Origin of the sequence: Streptomyces achromogenes (assembly GCF_030816715.1) — a bacterium.
GTDB classification, from domain to species: domain Bacteria; phylum Actinomycetota; class Actinomycetes; order Streptomycetales; family Streptomycetaceae; genus Streptomyces; species Streptomyces achromogenes_A.
This window is the reverse complement of record NZ_JAUSYH010000001.1, coordinates 7,530,064-7,550,778: the sequence shown is the minus strand read 5'-3', so window position 1 is coordinate 7,550,778 and position 20,715 is coordinate 7,530,064. Positions and strand designations below refer to the sequence as shown.

The following is a 20,715-nucleotide window of genomic DNA, read 5'->3' as shown; positions in this document are numbered from 1 at the left end:
TCTCCCCGACCACGCTCCCGAGATTCCCGGAGTACCGGGAGGCGGGTCAGTGGCGGATGGTGGCTTCCTGAAGGGCCCGGCGGCACAGTGAGTCGGCCCGGCGGGTGGTCTCCGGGAGCCGGAAGCGCGGGGTGAGGGCGAGGGTGTGGGCGCAGGCGTCGTCCAGGGTGACGCGGTGGCCGACGGAGACGAACACCGGCTTCACGTCCGCCCGGGTGCGCAGCGCGCGCCCCACCTCCTCGTCGCCCGCCAGCAGCGGGGACGCCGATCCGCGCGGGGCGTCCGGGTCGGCGTGGGTGAAGACGAACGGGTTCTTGGCGACGCCGATCGTCGGCAGGCCGGTGAGCACCCCGAGGTGGCTGGCGAGGCCGAAGCGGCGCGGGTGGGCCAGACCGTAGCCGTCGCACACCACCAGACCCGGCTCGTACGGCAGGGCGTCCAGGGCGGCGAGCACGGTGGGGATCTCACGGAACGCGAGCAGTCCGGGCACGTAGGGGAAGGAGATCCGCCCGACGGCGGTGGCCTCGGCGACGACCTCCAGGCTCGCCGCGTCCAGCACGACGGCGGCGGCCGCGACGACGTCGCGCTCGTCGTCGTAGGCGACGTCGACCCCCGTCACGTGCCCGGCGCCCACGGGCGGCCCCGGCTCGAGCAGTACGCGGGCCCGCAGCTCGTCCTGGACGGCGCGGGCCTCTTCCTCGGTCGCGGGCCAGCCCGCGGGAACGCTGACGGTCGTCATGGTGAGGACGAGCGTACGGCCCCGGCGGGCTGGCCCGCGATCACGTTTTCCGTTCGCGCGGCCGACGTCGGCGTCAGTCGCCGAGCGCGCGCCGCAATTGGCTCTTGTTCATGTCCGAACGGCCCTTGACGCCCCGCCGCTTGGCCTCCTCGTACAGCTGGTCGTAGGTGGGCCCCTGAGAACCCTTGCCGGACCGCTGACCGCCCCGCCTGCCGGACGACATGTCCTCGGTGGAGGTGCGGCTCGCGGTCTTCGACTCGCCGGACCGGGCGCGTTCCTTGTTGACCGTCCGCGCGGCGATCTCCTTCGCGCGGCCGGCGCTCTCTCCCCGGTCCTGCGCGCTCTCCTTGATGTGCTCGTACTGGCGCTCCCGCTTGGGGCTGGAACCGCGTGGCATGGACGCTCACTCCTTCCGCGTTCGTCCCCACCGGGTACCCGGAGAGGGACGTCCGGGTACCCGCAACGGGGCTCAGCTCTCCAGGCATGCCACGCGTCCCTGTTCGCCCGCGGCCCAGCAGCCGAGGTCGGGCGTGCAGTCCACGGTGTCGTACGAGCCGGTGTCGAGGGTGCGCCGGGTACGGCCGGCGTCCGTCGTCAGGTCGGTGCCGGCGGGGCCGACCGCGAGGGCGGCGGTGCGGCTGTGCGGCAGTCAGCGACGCCGGAGCGGTAGGCGGGCGGCGGGCCGGCCGCGGGCCGCCAGATGCGGCCGCCGTCCGTGGTCGTGGCGCGGCCTGCGGGGAAGGGCTGGTCGGGGCGGTGGTCGCCGCCCACGGCGAGGCCGTGCGTGCGGTCGCGGAAGGCGAGGGCGAGGACGCCGCGCGCGGGGTCCCCGGCGGGGACTTCGGCGGCCCTCCAGGTCGTCCCGCGGTCGGAGGAGTGCAGCACCCGCGCGCGTGCGGCACCGCCGGTCGCCGACCAGACGTCCCGGGCACCGGCTGCCACCAGGCACCGGCCGCTCGCGGCGAACCCCGCCTCGCCCTCCTGGGCCCACGGCGCGGCGCGCGTCGAACGCCTCGACGTCGCGGAAGTTCAGGCCGGCCGCGCCCGGCGGGGAGACGTCCCGCCAGGTGGCGCCGCCGTCGGCGGTGCGCAGCACGACGCCCTGGGCGTCGGCGACCCCCGCGGTGTGGCGGTCGACCGCCGCGAGACCGCGCAGGCGTGCCGGTGACGCCGGTGTCCTTGAGCTCCCAGTGGGGCGCCGCCGGACGTTCCGGATGGGCGTGCGGGGGCAGTGCGGTGAGCACGGCGAGCGCCGCCCGGCAGGCGCCGCCGCTCGGTCGTCGCCCCGCGCTGTCCGTACCGTGCGTCGCGTCTTCCCCAAGCGCCTCATGGCAGGCGAAGCCGGTCCAGGCTCCCGCCGGCGTCCAGAGGCCGTCGTCCGTCCCAACCGCCTTCTGGGGCACGGCAGGAGAGCTGAGTCACTCCCGTGCATGAAACGCGGTGACCGAGGTCACTCGAAAGTGGTGTGCACGGATCGGCCGGTTCCGGCGTCTCTTCCAGTGTCCGGTCCCACCGCCCGGAGTTTCGTCCCGCCGTCACGAGGGAGCAAGGCGTTGTCCACCGTCATCGAACAGCTCGTAGAGGCCCGTCTGGTCGCCGCCGCGCCTCGCATGCCCAACATCCCCGCCACCTTGCACTACGACCGCCTGGACCCCTTCGCCGTGCGGATGACCTTCCCGGCTCCGGCCACCCTGGAAGGCGTCGAGGTCTGCTGGACGTTCTCGCGCGAGCTGCTCGCCGCGGGCCTGCACGACGCCGAGGGCCACGGCGACGTCCGGGTGCGCCCCTACGGGTACGACCGCACCGTCCTGGAGTTCCACGCGCCCGAGGGAACGGCCGTCGTGCACGTCCACTCGGCCGACATCCGCCGCTTCCTGCAGGCGGCGGGCGAGCTGGTGCCCACCGGGACGGAGCACCGTCAGCTCGACCTGGACCACGACCTGGCGGAGCTGATGCGGGACGCCTGCTGACCCGTCGTAAACCCTTTGACGGCCCTCCCCTGCCCTCCTACGGTGTGAAGCGCTTCTGTTGCCGCCGATCGGAGTAGGACGTTGCTCGTCTGAGGTCCCGAGACACCCCGCGCCACACCTCTCACAGGTGTGTGCGCAGCGTGCGACCTCGGCCTCGAGCCGTCCCGGCGGAGCAGGGCTTTTCGTGCTCTCTCCGCGCCCCCGCTCACCGCGGTGGTCGCCGCCCTCCGGTGTCTCGACACGTGTCGTCCCTGACCGCACACGCACCCACGAGGCCCGCTTTGCATCAGTCCATCACCTGTACCTCCCTCGCCTTCTCCTGGCCCGACGGCACCCCCGTCTTCGACGGCCTCGACGTCGCGTTCGGCAACGGCCGCACCGGGCTCGTCGGCGTCAACGGCTCCGGCAAGTCGACCCTGCTGAAGCTGATCGCCAAAGAACTGAAACCCGCCGACGGCGCCGTGCGCGTCGCGGGCGAGGTCGGCTACCTCCCGCAGAACGTCACCCTGGACACCGCCCTCCGCATCGACCAGGCGCTCGGCATCGCCGACCGGCGGGCCGCCCTGCACGCCATCGAGGCCGGCGACGCGGCCGAGGAGCACTTCGAGACCGTCGGCGACGACTGGGACGTCGAGGAGCGCGCCCTGGCCACCCTCGGCGAGCTCGGGCTCGGCCACGTCGACCTCGACCGCACGACCGGCGAGGTCTCCGGCGGCGAGTCGGTGCTGCTGCGGCTGGCCGCTCTGCTGCTGCGCCGGCCGGACGTCCTGCTGCTGGACGAGCCGACCAACAACCTCGACCTGTACGCCCGGCGGCGGCTGTACGCGGCCGTCGCGTCCTGGCCGGGCGTGCTGGTCGTGGTCAGCCACGACCGTGAGCTGCTGGACCTCGTCGACCAGATCGCCGACCTGCGCGCCGGGGAGATCACCTGGTACGGCGGCAACTTCACCGCCTACGAGGAGGCCCTGGCCACCGAGCAGGAGGCCGCCGAGCGCATGGTGCGCGTCGCCGAGGCCGACCTGCGCAAGCAGAAGCGCGAACTGGCGGACGCCCAGGTCAAGCTCGCCCGCCGCAAGCGGTACGGGCAGAAGATGTGGGACAGCAAGCGTGAGCCGAAGATCGTCATGGGGGCGCGCAAACGCGCGGCGCAGGAGTCGGCGGGCAAGCACCGGATCATGCACGAGGAGAAGCTCGCCGAGGCCAGGGACCGGCTCGACGACGCGGTGGAGGCCGTGCGCGACGACGACGAGATCCGCGTCGACCTGCCGTACACGGCCGTCCCGCCGGGGCGCGAGGTCCTCACCCTCATGGACCTGCGGCTCGCCCACGGCGCGCGCGTGGAGGGCGGTCTCGACCTTCGCGGCCCCGAGCGGGTGGCGCTGGTGGGGCGCAACGGGTCCGGGAAGACGACACTGCTGCGCACGATCGCCGGGGAGCTGGCGCCGGAGGCGGGCGAGGTGCACGCGCACGTGCCGCTGCGTTTCCTGCCGCAGCGCCTCGACGTCCTCGACGGCGACCTCACGGTCGCCGAGAACGTGGCCCGTTTCGCGCCCGGAGCGACCAACAACCGGATCCGGGCCCGGCTCGCCCGCTTCCTGTTCCGGGGCGCGCGCGCCGACCAGAAGGCGGCGACCCTGTCCGGTGGGGAGCGCTTCCGGGCGGCCCTGGCGGCCCTGATGCTCGCCGAGCCGGCGCCGCAGCTGCTGCTGCTCGACGAGCCGACCAACAACCTCGACATGGCGAGCGTGCGCCAGCTGACGACGGCGCTGGAGTCGTACGAGGGGGCGCTGATCGTGGCCGGTCACGACCTGCCCTTCCTGGAGTCGATCGGCATCACACGCTGGCTGCTGATGGACGGCACGCTGAGGGAGACGACGGCGGAGGAGGTGGCGGACCCGGCATAGGGCCTCGCGTCGCCCGGGGGGTCCCGCGTCGCCCGCGCGGGTCTCGGGAGGGCCACATTGTTACTGAGGGGTTTTGTCCTGGTGGTCCCGCGCTGCATGATGGCTGACCGGCGCCGCGCCCGAGGCGCCGGTTTTCCACCCGATTCGGAGACCTGGACGTGCCCAGCAAGAAGGCCCTCATCCGCCGCCCCAGCCCCCGACTCGCCGAAGGCCTGGTGACGCACGTCGAGCGGGAGAAGGTCGACGTGGAGCTCGCCCTGGAGCAGTGGGAGGCCTACGCCGACGCCCTGCGGACGCACGGCTGGGAGACCGTCGAGGTCGATCCGGCCGACGACTGCCCGGACTCCGTGTTCGTCGAGGACACGGTGGTGATGTACCGCAACGTCGCCCTGATCGCGCGCTCCGGCGCCGAGTCCCGGCGCGAGGAGACCGTCGGCGTCGAGGAGGCCGTGGCGCGCCTCGGCTGTTCCGTGAACTGGATCTGGGAGCCCGGCACGCTGGACGGCGGCGACGTGCTCAAGGTCGGGGACACGATCTACGTCGGCCGGGGCGGGCGGACCAACGCGGCCGGCGTCCAGCAGCTGCGGGCCGCCTTCGAACCGCTCGGCGCGACGGTGGTGGCGGTGCCGGTGAGCAAGGTGCTGCATCTGAAGTCGGCGGTCACGGCGCTGCCCGACGGCACGGTGATCGGTCACATCCCCCAGGTGGACCGGCCGTCGCTGTTCCCCCGCTTCCTGTCGGTGCCCGAGGAGGCCGGCGCACACGTGGTGCTCCTCGGCGGCCCCCACCTGCTCATGGCGGCGAGCGCGCCGAAGACGGCGGATCTGCTCGCCGACCTCGGGCACGAGCCCGTCCTCGTCGACATCGGCGAGTTCGAGAAACTCGAGGGATGTGTGACATGCCTCTCGGTGCGGCTGCGGGAGCTGTACGCCTGACGGGTGACCGGATCACCTTCTCGGCCCCGGGACCTGCGATTCCCGGGGCCGTTCCGGCATGTCCCGAATTGTTCGGGGAACCCGGCTGATCAGCGATCTTTACGCCCTGCTTAGTCTGAGGCTTCGTAACCTACGGGTTCGTAGCCTACGATCCCGTAAGTTCCGGTCCCGCTCGCCGGACGGTTCCACTCCGCTTCACGTCCCCTGGAGTCCTCGTGTCGATCACCTCCTCTCACCTCGGCAATCCGGCCGTCTGGACCGACGCCAAGCTGCTGTTCGCGTTGGAGGAAGTGGTCGAGACGGAACTCAACCGGCACCTGAAGGTCACCAAGGACTGGATGCCCCACGAGTACGTGCCGTGGAGCGACGCCCGCAACTTCCCCGGCTTCTTCGAGGACGGCGAGGCCTGGGGCAAGGAGCAGTCCAAGGTCACCGAGATCGGCCGGATCGCGCTGGTCGTGAACCTCCTCACCGAGGACAACCTGCCCAGCTACCACCACGAGATCGCCTCGCTCTTCGGCCGGGACGGCGCCTGGGGCACCTGGGTGCACCGCTGGACGGCCGAGGAGGGCAGGCACGGCATCGTGATGCGCGACTACCTGCTCGCCTCGCGTGCGGTGGACCCGGACAAGCTGGAGCAGTTCCGGATGGCCCACATGGGCGAGGGCTTCGAGTCGGACAACCGGCACTCGATGCTGCACTCGGTCGCGTACGTGTCCTTCCAGGAGCTCGCGACCCGTGTCTCGCACCGCAACACCGGCCACCAGTCCGGCGACCCGGTCTGCGACCGCATGCTGGCCCGTATCGCGACCGACGAGAACCTGCACATGGTCTTCTACCGCAACCTGCTGAAGGCCGCCTTCGAACTGGCCCCCGACCTCACCATGCAGGCCGTGCGGGACGTCATCGTGAACTTCCGCATGCCCGGCCACGGCATGCCCGGCTTCGAACGGGCCGCCGCGCAGATGGCGATCGGCGAGATCTACAACCTGCGCATCCACCACGACGACGTCATCCAGCCCGTGCTGCGCTTCCTGAAGGTCATGGAGATCGACGGCCTCGGCCCCGAGGGGCGGCAGGCGCAGGAGGAGCTCGGCCTGTACATGGGCGGCCTGGACGCCGAGGCCCTGAAGTTCGACGAGAAGCTGGCCGCGCGCAAGGCCCGGATGGCGGCCCGCGCCGCGGGCTGACGGCACCGCCCACCACGGACGGCCCGCACCGGAGGCGACGCCTCCCGGCGCGGGCCGTCCGCCCGCTCACCAGTCCGCCTCCCGGTAGTCCTTGAGGAACACTCCCGAGACCGGGTCCCCCGCCTCGCCCCGCACGATCGGGTCGTACACGCGCGCGGCGCCGTCCACGACGTCCAGGGGAGTACGGAATCCCGCGCTCGCCATCCGGGCCTTCTTCGGCGCCGGGTTCTCGTCCGTGATCCAGCCGGTGTCGACGGCGCACATGTGCACGCCCTGAGCGGCTAGCGCGGCGGCGCTGGTGCGGGTGAGCATGTTCAGGGCGGCCTTGGCCATGTTGGTGTGCGGATGCCCGGGCATCTTGTTGCGCACCGCGAACCGGCCCTCGACCGCGGTCACGTTGATCACGTACCGGCGCGGACGCGGGGACGCCAGCAGCAACGGCAGCAGCCGGTCGCACAGCAGGGCGGGGGCGAGCGCGTTGACCAGCTGGGTCTCCAGCACCTCGGCCGGGTCGAGCGCGCCCAGCCGGGCCGACCAGGAGTTCTCCGGGGAGGGGTCGGGCAGCAGTCCGGCCTCGTCGGCCTCGCGCAGCGCGGCCGGGAGCGCCGACACCGTGCCGCCGAGTCCCTCCAGCATCCGCATCGGCGTGAAGCCCGGCGCCCGTCGGGCCCCCTCGGGCAGGGCGTCCCGCTCCCCGGCGGCCAGCAGGGCGTACGACTCGGGCGGCCGCCGCACCGTCTGCGCCGCGTTGTTGACGAGGATGTCGAACGGCTCGCCCTCCCGGCGCAGTTCGTCGCACAGACCCAGCACCTGGCGGGGGTCGCGCAGATCGACGGCGAGGACCGTGAGCCGGTGCAGCCACCGCTCGCTGCCCGGCTCGGTCCGGAAACGGCGGACGGCGTCGTGCGGGAACCGGGAGGTGACGACGATCTCCGCGCCGTCCCGCAGCATCATCAGCGCCAGCTGGAAGCCGATCTTGACCCTGCCGCCGGTCAGCAGCACCCTGCGCCCTCTCAGGTCGGTGCTCAGCGCGCGGCGGGCGGTGTTGTCGGCGGCGCAGCCGGGGCAGAGGCGGTGGTAGAACGCGTCCGCCTCCCGATAGGGCGACTTGCAGACGTAGCAGGGCCGCGACCGGCGGAAGACGCCGCCGCCCCCGCCGCCGTTCACCAAGGGCGCGTCCTCGCGCCGGTCCGGTGCGCCGGTGGCGGTGGCGGCCGTCGTCGCCGCGTCGGCGGCCGTCGCCTCGGCGCTCCGCATCCGGCGCCTGCGCCGCCATCCGTCGCGCGCGAAGGACGTGGCCACCCGCTCGGCGTGCAGCCGTACGGGATCGTCGACCGGCAGCGCCCGCAGCTTGCCCACGACCTGATGGAAGGCGGCCAGCTCCGTCTCGGTGACCTGTGAGGTCTTCGCCGCCCCCGTGTTCTCCTCGCCCATTCCCTCACCCCCGGCCCGCCCCTGTGCTCCGTGCCGTGGTCCCGACCGGACGCGGACCGGCGTATCCACCCGACAAGGTGTCCACCCGGCCTCTGCTCCACGGAACCGCGCACGCGTTCGGGGCGCCGGTGGGAAACCGGCGTGACCGCCGGTGCGGGGCGATACGCCTGCCTCCGCACCACGCCCGAACACGCCCCCGGATCCTAACCGCACCCCCGCGACGCGGTCGTTCGAATTCCGGGGCGGCGACGGGTCGTTGCGTCACCGCGGCACGGGTCAGTCGGCCGTGCGCCTGATCTGCAGTCGCTCCTTCTCGGACAGGCCGCCCCAGACGCCGAAGCGCTCGTCGTGGGCCAGGGCGTAGTCCAGGCAGGCGGGACGCATCTCGCACATGCCGCAGATGCGCTTGGCCTCGCGCACCGAACTGCCGGGCTCGGGGAAGAAGAAGTCCGCCCCGGTCTGCGCGCACAGCGCCTCCCGCTGCCAGGAGAGGTCGGGCGTGGGAATCGTGTCGGTGTACATGGCCAGAACGGTGCCCGGCGGCGCAAAACATTCGATCAACGCCGGGTATACGCGCGGCGCGACGGGCCGCCCGATGACGGCCTCGCCGGCGACCGGCCGCACGGCGGCGCGCGGAACGGAACGACCGGAACGACCGGACCGTCGGACCCTGCGGCATCCGGCACGCACCGGGCGGGCGCCCGGCGTCGCCGCCGCGCTCGGGCGCCCGACCAGCGGCTGCCCGCGGGGTCGGCGCGGGCCGCCTCCAAGGGCTTCGGACGGCGGGTGCGCTCGGGCAGCGATTGTCAGTGGGCGGTGCCAGACTCGGCAGTGCAGAGAACGGGACCCCTTTCGAGGAGGGCGATGATGCTCACCACCCGTTTCGTCGACGGCGCTCCGAACTGGGTCGACGTCGGCACGCCCGACATCGACGGCGCCACCTCCTTCTACGACGCGCTCTTCGGTTGGCGGTTCCGGTCGGCGGGACCCGACGCCGGCGGCTACGGCTTCTTCCAGCTGGACGGCAGAACCGTGGCGGGCGGCATGCAGACCACCCCCGAGCAGGGGCCGCCGTCCTGGACGGTCTACTTCCGGACGACGGACGCGCAGGCCACCGCCAAAACCGCCGAGCAGGCCCACGGCAGGGTGCTCCTCCCTCCGATGGACGTGATGGGCCAGGGCACGATGGCGGTCCTCGCCGACCAGGCGGGCGTCACGTTCGGCCTCTGGGAGCCGGCCCTGACCAAGGGTGTGGACGTGGCGGACCAACCCGGATCGCTGTGCTGGGTCGAGCTGTACACGCCGGACATCGCCGCGGCGGCGGCCTTCTACCACACCGCGCTGGGCCTGGAGACCTCCGCCGCCCCCTTCCCCGGCGGCACGTACACCTGCGTCAACCCGGCCGACGGCGGGGAGGAGGCGATGTTCGGCGGGATCGTCCCGCTGGCCGACGATCCCGCGGAGGCCGGGTCGGATCCGTACTGGCTGCCGTACTTCGAGGTCACCGATGTGGACGCGGTCGTCGCCGAGGCCACGGGCCGGGGCGGCGGAGTGCGGATGCCCGCCACGGACGTGGAGGGCGTCGGCCGCATCGCCAAGCTCGCCGACCCCTACGGGGCACGCTTCGCGGTGATCAGAAGCGCCCCGCAGGAGGCGTGACACGGCGGCCCGGGTCACGGTGAAGGCCGCGAAGGCGACGAGCGCGCCGCCAAGGCGGGCGCGCGGCCCGCAGCCCCGGCGCCCTCCCCTGCCCGGTGCGCGGCGCCCCGGCTAGGCGGAGGCGCGGCGCACCAGCGTGGTCGGCAGCACCACCGGGGCATCGCTGCCGTCCGCGCCGCCCGCAGCCCCGTCGGCGGTGCGCCTCTCCAGGCGGCGCAGCAGGAGGCGGGCCATGATCCGGCCCATCTCCTCGATGTCCTGGCGGACCGTCGTCAGCGGCGGGTCGGTCTGCTCGGCGACGGGCATCATGTCGTCGAAGCCGACCACGGCCACGTCCTCGGGCACGCGCCTGCCCCGTTCCCGCAGCACACGCACGGCGCCCGCGGCGGTGAGGTCGTTGGCGGCGAACACGGCGTCGACGTCGGGGCACCGCTCGAGGAGTGCGCGCATGGCGCGTTCGCCGCCGCCGGGGGTGAAGTCGCTCTCGACTACCAGACCCGGATCGGCGTCGCCCATGACCTCCCGGTACCCGTCGAGCCGGTCCGCCGCGGAGGTCTGGTCGAGCGGGCCGGTGATGTGCGCGATGCGGGTGCGGCCGAGACCGGCCAGCAGGCGTACGGCGTCACGGGCGCCGCCGCGGTTGTCGCTGTCCACGTAGACCACGTCGCGCGTGCCGTCGCTCCAGCCGGGCCGCCCGCCGAACACGGTCGGGACCCCCGCGCCCTGGATCAGGCCCGGCAGCGGGTCGTCGAGGTGCAGGGAGAAGACCAGAGCCCCGTCGACATGGCCGCCGGCGAGGTAGCGGGCGACGCGAGCGTGGTCGTCCCGGCCCTCGGTGAGCAGCAGCACGAGCTGGTTGTCGTGGGCGGTCAGCTCCTTGCTGATGCCACGGAGCTGGAGCGCGAAGAAGGGGTCGGCGAAGACCCTGGTCTCCGGCTCGGCGATGACGACGGCCACGGCGTCGTGTCGCTTCGTCACGAGGCTGCGCGCGGCCTGGTTGGGCACGTAGCCGAGTTCCTCCACGGCCTGCCGCACCCGTTCGACGAGCGGTTCCCGGACGCCGTCGCCGCCGTTGACGACTCGCGACACGGTCGCCCGGGAGACCCCGGCCCGCTCGGCCACGGCCTCCAGCGTGGGACGCGACGCTGTCTCGGTCACTTCGGGGCTCCTCCTGGCCGGCTGCGGATCAGGATAGCCCCGGACCACGAGCCGGACGGGAGCCCGATGAGAGCGCTCTCGCCGCACCGGCGGGTACCGCACCCCGTCCCTACAGCACCCCCGTACCGCCGCACCGCGGGTAGCGCACCGGCGGTGCCGCACCGCGGCGGATGTGGCCTCTGAGCGGAGCCCGGCCGTCCGGATCAGGGGGTCGTGGCGCCCGCCGGGGGCTCTTCCGCGTCGGACGCCCCCTTCTTCGCCCTGCTGGGCTGCACCCGCTTCGGCTCACCCGGCATCTTCGGGTACTCCGGCGGATACGGCAGGTCGCCGAGGCCGTGGTCGTGCTCGTCGCGCCGGGCCAGGTCGAGGAGGGCGTCGAGGGAGAAGGCGTGGTCGTCCATGTCGGCGTGGACGTCGCCGAGTTCGGCGTAACGGGCGGGCATGCTCGCGATGTCGAAGTCGCGGGGGTGGGCCTCGCCCACCTCCTCCCAGCGCAGCGGCGCCGAGACGGGAGCGTGCGGGCGCGGACGTACGGAGTAGGCGGAGGCGATGGTGCGGTCGCGGGCGGTCTGGTTGTAGTCGACGAAGATGCGCTCGCCGCGTTCCTCCTTCCACCAGCGGATGGTCACCTGGTCCGGCATCCGCCGCTCCATCTCCCGGCCCACGGCGATGGCGGCGCGCCGGACCTGGGTGAAGGTCCAGCGTGGCTCGATCGGCACGAAGACATGCAGGCCGCGCCCGCCGGAGGTCTTGGGCCAGCCGCGCAGACCGCCGAACTCGTCCAGCACGGACCGCAGTTCGTGGGCGGCGCGGACGGCGTCGTCGTAGTCGGTGCCGGGCTGCGGGTCGAGGTCGATGCGCAGTTCGTCGGGACGGTCCACGTCGGTGCGGCGCACCGGCCACGGGTGGAAGGTGAGGGTGCCGTACTGGGCGGCCCACAGGACGGCCGCCTCCTCCGTCGGGCACATCTCGTCGGCGCTGCGTCCGCTGGGAAAGGTGATGTGCGCGGTCGGGATCCAGTCGGGCATGTTCTTGGGCGCCCGCTTCTGGAAGAAGGACTCCCCGGTCACTCCGTCTGGGTAGCGCTCCAGGGTGGTGGGGCGGTTGCGCAGGGCGCGCAGGATGCCCGGGGCGACCGTCTGGTAGTAGCGGGCGAGGTCCAGCTTGGTGAAGCCGCGCTCCGGGAAGAACACCTTGTCCGGGCTGGACAGGCGCACCGTCCGGCCGGCTGCTTCCAGTTCCACCGCATCGCCCATGCGAGCCACGGTAGACACACCCCCGGCGACTCGCATGCGCGCGCATCCCGGCGACGCGCACGCGCCCGGCGGCCTCGCCCGCCGGGCGGCGCGGACGATCGGCGCGCAGAATCGCACCATGGATCTGCCCGTGATGCCGCCCGTGAAGCCGATGCTCGCCAAGTCGGTGGCGGCGATCCCGCCGGGCATGCAGTACGAGGCGAAGTGGGACGGCTTCCGCGCGATCGTCTTCCGGGACGGGGACGAGATCGAACTGGGCAGCCGCACCGGAAAGCCCCTGACCAGATACTTCCCCGAGGTGGTGGAGGCGTTGCGGGAGCGGGTGCCGCAGCGGTGCGTGCTGGACGGCGAGATCGTGATCGCCCGGGAGGGGCACCTCGACTTCGACGCGCTGACGGAGCGCATCCACCCGGCGGACTCCCGGGTGCGCACGCTCGCCGAGCGGACGCCGGCGTCCTTCGTCGCCTTCGACCTGCTGGCGCTGGCCGACGACGCCGTCCTCGACGTGCCGCAGAGCGACCGGCGTGAGCTGCTGACCGCGGCGCTGGCCGGAGTGACGGCGGCCGGTGCACGTGGCGCCGGCGACGACCGACGTCGAGGTGGCCCGGCAGTGGTTCGAGGAGTACGAGGGCGCGGGCCTCGACGGGGTGATCGCCAAGCCGCCGAACCTGCGGTATCTGCAGAACGAGCGCGCGATGTTCAAGGTCAAGCACGAGCGCACGGCGGACGTGGTGGTCGCCGGATACCGCTTCCACAAGAGCGGGCCCGTGGTGGGCTCGCTGCTGCTGGGCCTGCACGACGACGCGGGCGTCCTCCAGCACGTGGGCGTCTGCGCGGCCTTCACCATGAAGCGCCGGGCGGAGCTGGTCGGGGAGCTGGAGCCGCTGCGGATGGCGGAGGCGGCCGGGCATCCCTGGGCGGCCTGGTCGGACGAGGCGGCGCACGAGAGCGCCCGGCTGCCCGGGGCGCCGAGCCGCTGGTCGGGCAAGAAGGACCTGTCCTGGGTGCCGCTGCGGCCCGAACGGGTGGTCGAGGTGGCATACGACCACATGGAGAACGGGGCGCGGTTCCGGCACACGGCACGGTTCCGCCGCTGGCGCCCGGACCGCACCCCGGAGAGCTGCACGTACACGCAACTGGAGGAACCGGTGCGCTACGACCTGGCGGAGATCCTCGGGGCGCCGCCGCGCACCTGACCGCCGCCGCGCACCTGACCGTCCACCCGCGCCGGAGACGGCGCCCGGCCCGCGGCCGGGCCTGCGCCCTACGGCGTCATCAGGACCTTCACCGCGCCGTCCTGTTTGTGCTGGAACATGTCGTACGCGTGCGGGGCCTCCGCCAGCGGCACCCGGTGGGTGGCGAAGTCGTCGACGCCGAGTGGGTCGTCGTCGGTGAGGTAGGGCAGGATCCGGTCGGTCCAGCGGCGTACGTTCGCCTGGCCCATGCGGATCTGGAGCTGCTTGTCGAACATGGTGAGCATGGGCAGCGGGTCGGCCATCCCGCCGTAGACGCCGACCAGGGAGAGCGTGCCGCCGCGGCGCACCAGCTCGATGGCGGTGTGCAGGGCGGCGAGCCGGTCGACGCTGAAGCGTTCCGCGAGCGGGCCGCTGAGTTTCCGGGGCAGCAGGGCGGAGGCGTTCTGGACCATCCGGGCGGCCGCACTGCCGTGCGCCTCGGTGCCGACGGCGTCGATCACGGCGTCCGGGCCTCGGCCGTCGGTCTCGTCGCGGATGGCGGCGACGAGTTCCTTCTCGCTGTCGAAGCTGCGCAGGTCGAACGTCTCCACGCCCCGTGCGCGGGCCCGGCGCAGCCGGTCGCCGACCAGGTCCACGCCGAAGACCCGGCCCGCTCCGCGCACCTGGGCCACCCGGCAGGCCATGTCGCCGATGGGGCCGAGGCCCAGCACGGCGACGCTGCCGCCCTCGGGCACGTCCGCGTACTCGACCGCCTGCCAGGCGGTGGGCAGGACGTCGGAGAGGTAGACGAAGCGGTCGTCGGGCGGGCCCTCGGGCACCTTGATGGGGCCGAACTGGGCCTGGGGCACGCGCAGGTACTCGGCCTGGGCGCCCGGCACCGCGCCGTACAGCCGGGTGTAGCCGAACAGGGCGGCGCCCATGCCCTCACCGGTGACCTGGGTGGTCTCGCACTGGGTGGGCAGGGAGTTCAGGCACATCCAGCAGTTGCCGCAGGCGATCTGGAAGGGCACCACGACCCGGTCGCCGGCCTTCAGGTCGGGCACGGCCGCGCCGACCTCCTCGACGATGCCCATGGGCTCGTGTCCCAGGATGTCGCCCGGGGTCATGAACGGGGTGAGCACCTCGTACAGGTGCAGGTCGGAGCCGCACAGTCCGGTGGACGTGATGCGGATGACGGCGTCCGTCGGTTCCTGGACGGTGGGGTCGGGCACGGTGTCCACCCGCACGTCCCGCTTGCCCTGCCAGGTCACAGCCTTCATCGTGCCGCACTCCCTCCGCCGGCCGGTCCGTCCCGGCGGGTCCGGGTGTCCCGGGTCCTGGCTGCCGCCCGGGTACCCGTGCCGCGGTCCCCGAACCGCGGCGGCCGTTCGCGGTCACGGATGGCCGCCGTCGCCCGGCGAGCGCACAATCGAGACACCGAACGGGGTGGACACGATGAGCGCGAGAGATCCGAGTCGTCCGAAACGCTCCAGACGTCCGGCGCGCGCGGTGCGCGCCGGACGCTCCCCGGCCGCCGCGGCGGCGTTGCTGGCCTCGGCGCTGGCCGCCGCGCTGGCGGTCTCGCTCACGGCGGGCTGCACGACGTCCCGGGAACCTTCGGGGGACGACGGCCGCAGCGCGTCGCAGAAACGAAGCCCCGGCGGGGACCGTCCGAGCGCGGTCGCCGCCCCGGTGCTCGCCGTGAAGATCGACAACGCGCCGGCCGCACGACCGCAAACCGGTCTCGGCGCGGCGGACGTCGTGTACGCGGAGCAGGTCGAGGGCGGGCTGAGCCGGTTGATGGCCGTGTATGCGACACGTCTGCCGAAGGCGGTCGGTCCGGTGCGCAGCGCCCGCGAGTCCGATCTGGAGTTGCTGCGCCAGTTCCACCAGCCGGTGCTGGCGTTCTCCGGCGCGCAGGGCAGGCTGCTGCCGCTGATCGACAGAGCGCCGCTGGACGCCGTCACGCCCTCCGACGCGTCCGGCGCGTACTTCCGCGGCGCGGACCGGGCGGCGCCGCACAACCTGTTCGTGCGCCCGAGCGGTCTGCTGCCCTCCGCGCCGGGCGCCGCCGCGCTGACCACGGGGTTCCGGTACGGGCCCGGGCCCTCGGGCGGCACGGTGACGGTCTCGCGCACGGTGCGCTACCCGGCGGCCCGCTTCACCTTCACCTGGTCCGCGAGCAGGGCGGGCTGGCTGGTCTCGACGGACGGCGCGGCGGCCGGGACGAGCGACGGGGTGCCCCTGGCGCCGGCCACGGTGGTCGTGCAGTACGTGAAGGTGCGCGCGTCGCGCTTCCACGACTTCCTGGGCAACAACACGCCGTACACCGAGACGGTGGGTTCGGGAAAGGCGCAGGTGCTGCGGGACGGACGGGCCTACGACGTGAACTGGAAGCGCGGCACGGCGACCGAGGGCACCGACTTCACCACCGCCGACGGCGCTCCGGTCGGCTTCGCCCGGGGCCAGGTGTGGGTGGTCTTCGCGAACGCGTCCTCGGCCGCGCCCACCTCCGCCTCCCCGGCCGCGGCCGCGTCCCCGGCCGCCTCCCCGTCCTCGGTCTCCTCCGCGTCCCCGGCCTCGAACGCGGCACCGGCGCGAGCGCCCGCGTCGCACGCGCCGTGACCGGGACGCCAGAGCCGGCCGGTCAGGACGGGGCGGTCAGCGGCTCTCCCGGGTTGCGCAGCCCCTCGGCCGCGTCCGACACACGCTGGATGAGTTCGAGGAACGCCGTCTGTTCCGCGGCCGAGAGCGGCGAGAGGAAGACCTGGTTCATCCGGGCCGTGCGCACGGTGAGCTTGCGGTGGGCGCGCAGCCCTTCCTCGGTGAGCCCGAGCAGGAAGCGGCGGCCGTCCCGCGGGTCGCGGACCTTGTCGAGGAGTCCCCGGCGGATGAGCCGGCTGATGACCTCGGCGACCGTGGAGCGGTCGAGGCCCACCCGCTCCCCCACCGTGCGCTGGTCGAGGCCGGGCTCGGCGACCAGCGCGTTCAGCACCGCGAACTGCGGGGAGGTGATCTCCTCGGAGACCATCGTGTTCCACAACAGGTAGTGCGCCTGTTGCAGCCGTCGGGCAAGATGCCCGGGGTGGCTGGTGAGGTCCACCGCTGCCATGTGCGCTCCTCTGCATGGAGTCGACGTCTGCCCTGGTACCGAGATTTCATCGGTGCACTGAACGATACTCGCCTTCACTCGGCCAGATCTCGCGTGACGCCGACATCACCCATCTCCCGGCCTGGGGTCTTGACGAGGCGCGCCCCCGATGACAGCGTGGGAAATCCTCCGAAGAATAATCAGTGCCCTGATTAATTGCCCCGATCAGTTGACCGGATCGCCCACCGGGCGGCGGCGTGGCGGCCGCCGCTCTCCGCCTCGGCAGTGGGCCTGGGCCCCGCCCCCCGACCCCGCCCCCGTCGCCGAACGTCAGGAATCACGGGAAACGTCATGACTCTCACGCAAGCCGACATCGACCTGGAGATCGCGGCCGAGCACGCCGCCTACGAGAAGCGGCTGGCCGGCGGCGCGCCCGTGGAGCACCAGCCGCGGCGCGACTACGCACCGTACCGCTCGTCCGTCCTGCGCCATCCGCGGCAGCCGCCGGTCACCATCGACGTGACGCAGGACCCGGAGCTGGTGGAGCTGTCCTCCCCCGCCTTCGGCGAGCGGGACATCACGGAGATCGACAACGACCTCACCCGCCAGCACACCGGCGAGCCGGTCGGCGAACGGATCACGGTCTCCGGCCGGTTGCTGGACCGCGACGGACATCCGGTCCGCGGTCAGCTGGTGGAGATCTGGCAGGCCAACTCGGCGGGACGGTACGCCCATCAGCGTGAGCAGCACGACGCGCCGCTGGACCCGAACTTCACGGGCGTCGGCCGCACCCTGACCGACGACACGGGTTTCTACCGCTTCACCACGATCCAGCCCGGCCCCTACCCGTGGCGTCAGCACCTCAACGCGTGGCGGCCGGCCCACATCCACTTCTCGCTGTTCGGCACGGCGTTCACCCAGCGGCTCGTGACCCAGATGTACTTCCCGAGCGACCCGCTGTTCCCGTACGACCCGATCATCCAGTCGGTCACGGACGACGCGGCCCGGCAGCGACTGGTCGCGACCTACGACCACAGCCTGTCGGTGCCCGAGTTCTCCATGGGCTACCACTGGGACATCGTGCTCGACGGGCCGCACGCCACCTGGATCGAAGAAGGACGCTGAGCTGCCATGACGAAGATCGACACGAGCCGTCCGGAGAGCGTGCTCCCCACGCCGTCGCACACGGTCGGCCCCTTCTACGGCCACGCGCTGCCGTTCCCCGGCGGCGGCGACATCGCCCCGGCCGGCCACCCGGACACCCTCGCGCTGCAGGGCCATGTGTACGACGGTGCGGGCAACCCGCTGCCGGACGCGTTCCTGGAGCTGTGGGGCGCGGACCCCGAGGGCAACGTCGCGCGGGTCGACGGCTCGATGCGGCGCGACCCGGCGAGCGGCGGATTCCTCGGCCGCAACGGCGTGGAGTTCACCGGGTGGGGACGGATCCAGACGGACGCGAACGGCCACTGGTCGGCGCGTACGCTGCGGCCCGGCGCGCGCGGGCGGAGCGCCCCGTACCTGAGTGTCTGCGTGTTCGCGCGCGGCCTGCTCGTCCACCTCTACACCCGGATCTACCTGCCCGGCGACGAGGCAGCGCTGGCCGCCGACCCGCTGCTGCGGCGGGTGGACCCGGCGCGGCGCGACACACTGATCGCCACCGACGGCCCGCTCGGCACCTACCGTTTCGACATCCGCCTTCAGGGCGAAGGCGAGACGGTCTTCCTGGAGTTCCAGTGACACCCGCGTCCTGCGACGTCCCGCACGGGACCGGTCTGCTCTCCCCCGGGTGGGCCGGCTCACCCGCCGACTCCGCCACCGACGACCGGGCCTGGCTGCGGGCGCTGCTCGACGCGGAGGCCGCGCTCACCCGCGCCCAGGAGGCCCTGGGACTGGCCCCGGAGGGGGCCGGGGCCGCGGTCACCTCGGCCGCGCGGGGCGGTGGTTTCGACGTGCGCTCCCTCGCCGAGCGCGCCCGAGGCGGCGGAAACCCGGTGATCCCGCTGGTCGCCGACCTGACGGCGGCGGTCGGCGAGCCGTACGGCCCGTACGTCCACCGTGGTGCCACCAGCCAGGACATCATGGACACGGCGGCGATGCTGGTCGCCGTGCGCACGCTCGGCCTCGTCCTGGCCGACCTCGACCGCACCCGGAGCGCGCTGACCGGCCTCGCCGTGGCGCACCGGGACACGGCGATGCCGGGCCGGACGCTGACCCAGCACGCCGTACCGACCACCTTCGGACTGAAGGCGGCCGGGTGGCGTTCCCTGGTGCTGGACGCCCGGGACCGGGTGACGGCCGTACGGGACTCACTGCCCGCCCAACTCGGCGGCGCCGCCGGGACCCTGGCCGCCTTCACGGCGTACGGCGCCGCGGACGCGACGGCACTGCCCGCCGCCTTCGCCCGCGAACTCGGCCTGACGGCACCCCTGTTGCCGTGGCACACCCTGCGCACGCCCGTCGCCGACCTCGCCGGCTGCCTGGCGTTCACCGCGGGCGCCCTCGGCAAGATCGCGGCGGACGTCCTCACGCTCGCCCGCACCGAGATCGGCGAGCTGGCCGAGGACAGCGGGGGCGGGTCCTCGGCCATGCCGCACAAGGCGAACCCGGTGCGCTCGACGCTGATCGCGGCGGCCGCCCGGCGCGCCCCGCAACTCGCGGCCGTGCTCTACGGGTCGCTGGCCGCGCAGGACGAGCGCCCCGCCGGCGCCTGGCACGCCGAGTGGGAGCCGCTCCGGGACCTGCTGCGGCTGGTCGGCGGAGCCGCCCGGGACGCGGCGGAACTCACCGAGGGGCTGCGGGTGGACGCGGACGCCATGCGCTTCAACCTCGGGCTCACCCACGGACTGATCGTCTCCGAGCGGCTGTCCGCCGAGCTGTCGGCGCTGCTCGGCCGCGCCCGCGCCAAGGAGCTGCTGACGGAACTCGCCCGGCGCGCCTACGCCGAGAACCTGCCCCTGGGCCGGCTGCTCGCCGAAGAACCGGACGTCACCGGGACCGACCTCGGCGAGCTCACCGACCCCGCCCGCTACACCGGCTCCGCCGGAGCCCTCACCGACCGTGCGCTGGAGCGACGTTGACCGAGAGCCTTCTCCACCACCGCGCCGAGGGCCCGGCCTGCGGCCCCCCGCTGCTGCTCGGACCCTCCCTGGGCGCCTCGTACGCCGTGTGGGGCAAGATCGCGCCCGAGCTGTCCGCCACCCACCGGGTGGTCCGCTGGGACCTGCCCGGGCACGGGGGCTCGGCCGCCGGCCTGATCGGTCCCGGAGCCACCGTGGGCGACCTCGCCGACCTGGTGCTGGCGCTCGCCGACTCCCTCGGCCTGGAGCGGTTCGCGTACGCGGGCGTCTCCCTGGGCGGGGCGGTGGGCCTGCATCTGGCGCTGCACCATCCGCAGCGGGTGTCGTCGCTGGCGATGATCTGCTCGTCCGCCCACTTCAACGGGTCGAGGCCGTGGGAGGAGCGGGCCGCGCTGGTGCGCGGGGAGGGTCTGGCGGGGCTCGTCGAGACCGCGGACGCGCGGTGGTTCACGCCCGGGTTCACCGTGCCGGAGCTGATCGCGGACCACCGCGCCGCGGACCCGGAGGCGTACGCCGCGTGCTGTGACGCGCTGGCCGCGTTCGATCTGCGCGAGCGGCTGCCGGAGATCGCCGTACGGACCCTGCTGATCGCCGGTCGCCGGGACCCGGCGACGCCGCCGGCGCATCTGCGGGAGATCGCGGACGCGGTGCCGGACGCCACGCTGGTCGAACTGCCGGGGGCCTCCCATCTCGCTCCGGCGCAGTGCCCCGAGGCCGTGCTGACCGTGCTGCGGGCGCATCTCGACGGCCCGGCGAAGCGTGGCATGGAGGTGCGGCGCGAGGTGCTGGGCGACGCCCACGTGGACCGGGCCCAGTCGGGGCAGAACGCGTTCACCGCCCGATACCAGGACTTCATCTCCCGCTATGCGTGGGGGGAGATCTGGACCGACCCGACGCTCGACCGGCGCGAGCGCAGCATGATCACCCTGACCGCGCTGGTGGCGCACGGCCACTACGACGAACTGGCGATGCACGTCCGGGCGGCCCGCCGCAACGGGCTCACCCCCGAGGAGATCGGCGCCGTGCTGCTCCAGACGGCCGTCTACTGCGGGGTCCCGGCCGCGAACTCGGCCTTCGCCACGGCCCAGCGGGTGCTGGCGGAGGAGGACGACCCGACCGGTTGAGAC

At 73.4% G+C, this 20,715-nt stretch carries 18 protein-coding genes and 2 pseudogenes; 11 read left to right on the top strand and 9 right to left on the bottom strand.

Annotated elements, in window-relative coordinates; translation table 11 throughout:
- Window positions 1-46: 46 nt before the first annotated feature.
- The 3 genes and pseudogenes from QF032_RS33770 to QF032_RS33760 form a co-directional block, all read right to left on the bottom strand.
- A complete protein-coding gene (locus QF032_RS33770) occupies window positions 47-739 on the bottom strand; it encodes an endonuclease V (RefSeq protein WP_307047715.1) in 693 nt (230 codons plus the stop codon).
- Window positions 740-812: 73 nt separating this feature from the next.
- Complete coding sequence (locus tag QF032_RS33765) at window positions 813-1,136, bottom strand: plasmid stabilization protein (protein WP_306947342.1); 324 nt, start codon at window positions 1,134-1,136, stop codon at window positions 813-815.
- 72 nt (window positions 1,137-1,208) lie between these two features.
- Window positions 1,209-1,983, bottom strand: a pseudogene (locus QF032_RS33760) (WD40/YVTN/BNR-like repeat-containing protein).
- 309 nt (window positions 1,984-2,292) lie between these two features.
- On the opposite strand from QF032_RS33760, the gene QF032_RS33755 reads away from it, so the two are divergent.
- The 4 genes from QF032_RS33755 (at window position 2,293) to QF032_RS33740 (ending at window position 6,738) form a co-directional block, all read left to right on the top strand.
- Window positions 2,293-2,709, top strand: a complete 417-nt coding sequence (locus QF032_RS33755; RefSeq protein WP_307047713.1) for an SsgA family sporulation/cell division regulator — start codon at window positions 2,293-2,295, stop codon at window positions 2,707-2,709.
- A gap of 281 nt (window positions 2,710-2,990) precedes the next feature.
- A complete protein-coding gene (locus QF032_RS33750) occupies window positions 2,991-4,613 on the top strand; it encodes an ABC-F family ATP-binding cassette domain-containing protein (protein WP_307059020.1) in 1,623 nt (540 codons plus the stop codon).
- A 158-nt stretch (window positions 4,614-4,771) separates the two neighbouring features.
- Window positions 4,772-5,548, top strand: coding sequence for a dimethylargininase (gene ddaH / locus QF032_RS33745; RefSeq protein ID WP_057582753.1), 777 nt, complete (start codon window positions 4,772-4,774; stop codon window positions 5,546-5,548).
- A gap of 215 nt (window positions 5,549-5,763) precedes the next feature.
- A complete protein-coding gene (locus tag QF032_RS33740) occupies window positions 5,764-6,738 on the top strand; it encodes an acyl-ACP desaturase (protein ID WP_306947349.1) in 975 nt (324 codons plus the stop codon).
- Window positions 6,739-6,804: 66 nt separating this feature from the next.
- Here QF032_RS33740 and QF032_RS33735 read toward each other — a convergent pair whose 3' ends face one another.
- Window positions 6,805-8,172 carry an SDR family NAD(P)-dependent oxidoreductase gene (locus QF032_RS33735; protein ID WP_307059018.1) on the bottom strand — a complete coding sequence of 456 codons (1,368 nt, stop codon included), beginning with the start codon at window positions 8,170-8,172 and terminating at the stop codon, window positions 6,805-6,807.
- A gap of 276 nt (window positions 8,173-8,448) precedes the next feature.
- Window positions 8,449-8,694 carry a WhiB family transcriptional regulator gene (locus QF032_RS33730; RefSeq protein WP_173985792.1) on the bottom strand — a complete coding sequence of 82 codons (246 nt, stop codon included), beginning with the start codon at window positions 8,692-8,694 and terminating at the stop codon, window positions 8,449-8,451.
- Between the two features lie 345 nt (window positions 8,695-9,039).
- Between QF032_RS33730 and QF032_RS33725 the strand changes: the two genes are divergently transcribed.
- The gene (locus QF032_RS33725) at window positions 9,040-9,831 is read left to right on the top strand and encodes a VOC family protein (protein WP_307050435.1); all 792 of its coding nucleotides are present in this window, start codon (window positions 9,040-9,042) and stop codon (window positions 9,829-9,831) included.
- 111 nt (window positions 9,832-9,942) lie between these two features.
- Here QF032_RS33725 and QF032_RS33720 read toward each other — a convergent pair whose 3' ends face one another.
- Both QF032_RS33720 and ligD read right to left on the bottom strand, forming a co-directional pair.
- The gene (locus QF032_RS33720; protein WP_307047707.1) at window positions 9,943-10,989 is read right to left on the bottom strand and encodes a LacI family DNA-binding transcriptional regulator; all 1,047 of its coding nucleotides are present in this window, start codon (window positions 10,987-10,989) and stop codon (window positions 9,943-9,945) included.
- A 203-nt stretch (window positions 10,990-11,192) separates the two neighbouring features.
- A complete protein-coding gene (ligD, locus tag QF032_RS33715; RefSeq protein WP_307047704.1) occupies window positions 11,193-12,245 on the bottom strand; it encodes a non-homologous end-joining DNA ligase in 1,053 nt (350 codons plus the stop codon).
- A 118-nt stretch (window positions 12,246-12,363) separates the two neighbouring features.
- On the opposite strand from ligD, the pseudogene QF032_RS33710 reads away from it, so the two are divergent.
- A pseudogene (locus QF032_RS33710) lies at window positions 12,364-13,441 on the top strand (ATP-dependent DNA ligase).
- A 68-nt stretch (window positions 13,442-13,509) separates the two neighbouring features.
- On the opposite strand, the gene QF032_RS33705 reads toward QF032_RS33710, so the two are convergent.
- The gene (locus tag QF032_RS33705) at window positions 13,510-14,700 is read right to left on the bottom strand and encodes a zinc-dependent alcohol dehydrogenase (protein ID WP_306947359.1); all 1,191 of its coding nucleotides are present in this window, start codon (window positions 14,698-14,700) and stop codon (window positions 13,510-13,512) included.
- A gap of 175 nt (window positions 14,701-14,875) precedes the next feature.
- Here QF032_RS33705 and QF032_RS33700 point away from each other — a divergent pair, with 175 nt between their 5' ends.
- On the top strand, window positions 14,876-16,045 hold the full coding sequence (locus QF032_RS33700; protein WP_307059016.1) for a DUF3048 domain-containing protein: 1,170 nt from the start codon (window positions 14,876-14,878) through the stop codon (window positions 16,043-16,045).
- A 22-nt stretch (window positions 16,046-16,067) separates the two neighbouring features.
- Here the strand turns inward: QF032_RS33700 and QF032_RS33695 are convergent, their stop codons facing one another.
- Complete coding sequence (locus QF032_RS33695) at window positions 16,068-16,532, bottom strand: MarR family winged helix-turn-helix transcriptional regulator (protein WP_307059014.1); 465 nt, start codon at window positions 16,530-16,532, stop codon at window positions 16,068-16,070.
- A gap of 330 nt (window positions 16,533-16,862) precedes the next feature.
- On the opposite strand from QF032_RS33695, the gene pcaH reads away from it, so the two are divergent.
- From pcaH to pcaDC, 4 genes are read left to right on the top strand one after another with little or no spacing between them, the layout of a single operon-like run.
- Window positions 16,863-17,636, top strand: coding sequence for a protocatechuate 3,4-dioxygenase subunit beta (gene pcaH / locus QF032_RS33690; RefSeq protein WP_306947364.1), 774 nt, complete (start codon window positions 16,863-16,865; stop codon window positions 17,634-17,636).
- A gap of 6 nt (window positions 17,637-17,642) precedes the next feature.
- On the top strand, window positions 17,643-18,248 hold the full coding sequence (pcaG, locus tag QF032_RS33685; RefSeq protein WP_307047700.1) for a protocatechuate 3,4-dioxygenase subunit alpha: 606 nt from the start codon (window positions 17,643-17,645) through the stop codon (window positions 18,246-18,248).
- Window positions 18,245-19,588, top strand: a complete 1,344-nt coding sequence (gene pcaB / locus QF032_RS33680; RefSeq protein WP_307059011.1) for a 3-carboxy-cis,cis-muconate cycloisomerase — start codon at window positions 18,245-18,247, stop codon at window positions 19,586-19,588. Before pcaG ends, pcaB begins: the two co-directional genes overlap by 4 nt.
- Window positions 19,585-20,712, top strand: coding sequence for a bifunctional 3-oxoadipate enol-lactonase/4-carboxymuconolactone decarboxylase PcaDC (pcaDC, locus tag QF032_RS33675; RefSeq protein WP_307047696.1), 1,128 nt, complete (start codon window positions 19,585-19,587; stop codon window positions 20,710-20,712). Before pcaB ends, pcaDC begins: the two co-directional genes overlap by 4 nt.
- Window positions 20,713-20,715 lie beyond the last annotated feature (3 nt).

Coding starts and splice junctions, on each gene's coding strand:
- QF032_RS33770 (WP_307047715.1), bottom strand. CDS start 739: ATGACGACCGTCAGCGTTCCCGCGGGCTGGCCCGCGACCGAGGAAGAG.
- QF032_RS33765 (WP_306947342.1), bottom strand. CDS start 1,136: ATGCCACGCGGTTCCAGCCCCAAGCGGGAGCGCCAGTACGAGCACATC.
- QF032_RS33735 (WP_307059018.1), bottom strand. CDS start 8,172: ATGGGCGAGGAGAACACGGGGGCGGCGAAGACCTCACAGGTCACCGAG.
- QF032_RS33730 (WP_173985792.1), bottom strand. CDS start 8,694: ATGTACACCGACACGATTCCCACGCCCGACCTCTCCTGGCAGCGGGAG.
- QF032_RS33725 (WP_307050435.1), top strand. CDS start 9,040: ATGCTCACCACCCGTTTCGTCGACGGCGCTCCGAACTGGGTCGACGTC.
- ligD (WP_307047704.1), bottom strand. CDS start 12,245: ATGGGCGATGCGGTGGAACTGGAAGCAGCCGGCCGGACGGTGCGCCTG.
- QF032_RS33705 (WP_306947359.1), bottom strand. CDS start 14,700: ATGAAGGCTGTGACCTGGCAGGGCAAGCGGGACGTGCGGGTGGACACC.
- QF032_RS33700 (WP_307059016.1), top strand. CDS start 14,876: ATGAGCGCGAGAGATCCGAGTCGTCCGAAACGCTCCAGACGTCCGGCG.
- QF032_RS33695 (WP_307059014.1), bottom strand. CDS start 16,532: ATGGCAGCGGTGGACCTCACCAGCCACCCCGGGCATCTTGCCCGACGG.
- pcaH (WP_306947364.1), top strand. CDS start 16,863: ATGACTCTCACGCAAGCCGACATCGACCTGGAGATCGCGGCCGAGCAC.
- pcaG (WP_307047700.1), top strand. CDS start 17,643: ATGACGAAGATCGACACGAGCCGTCCGGAGAGCGTGCTCCCCACGCCG.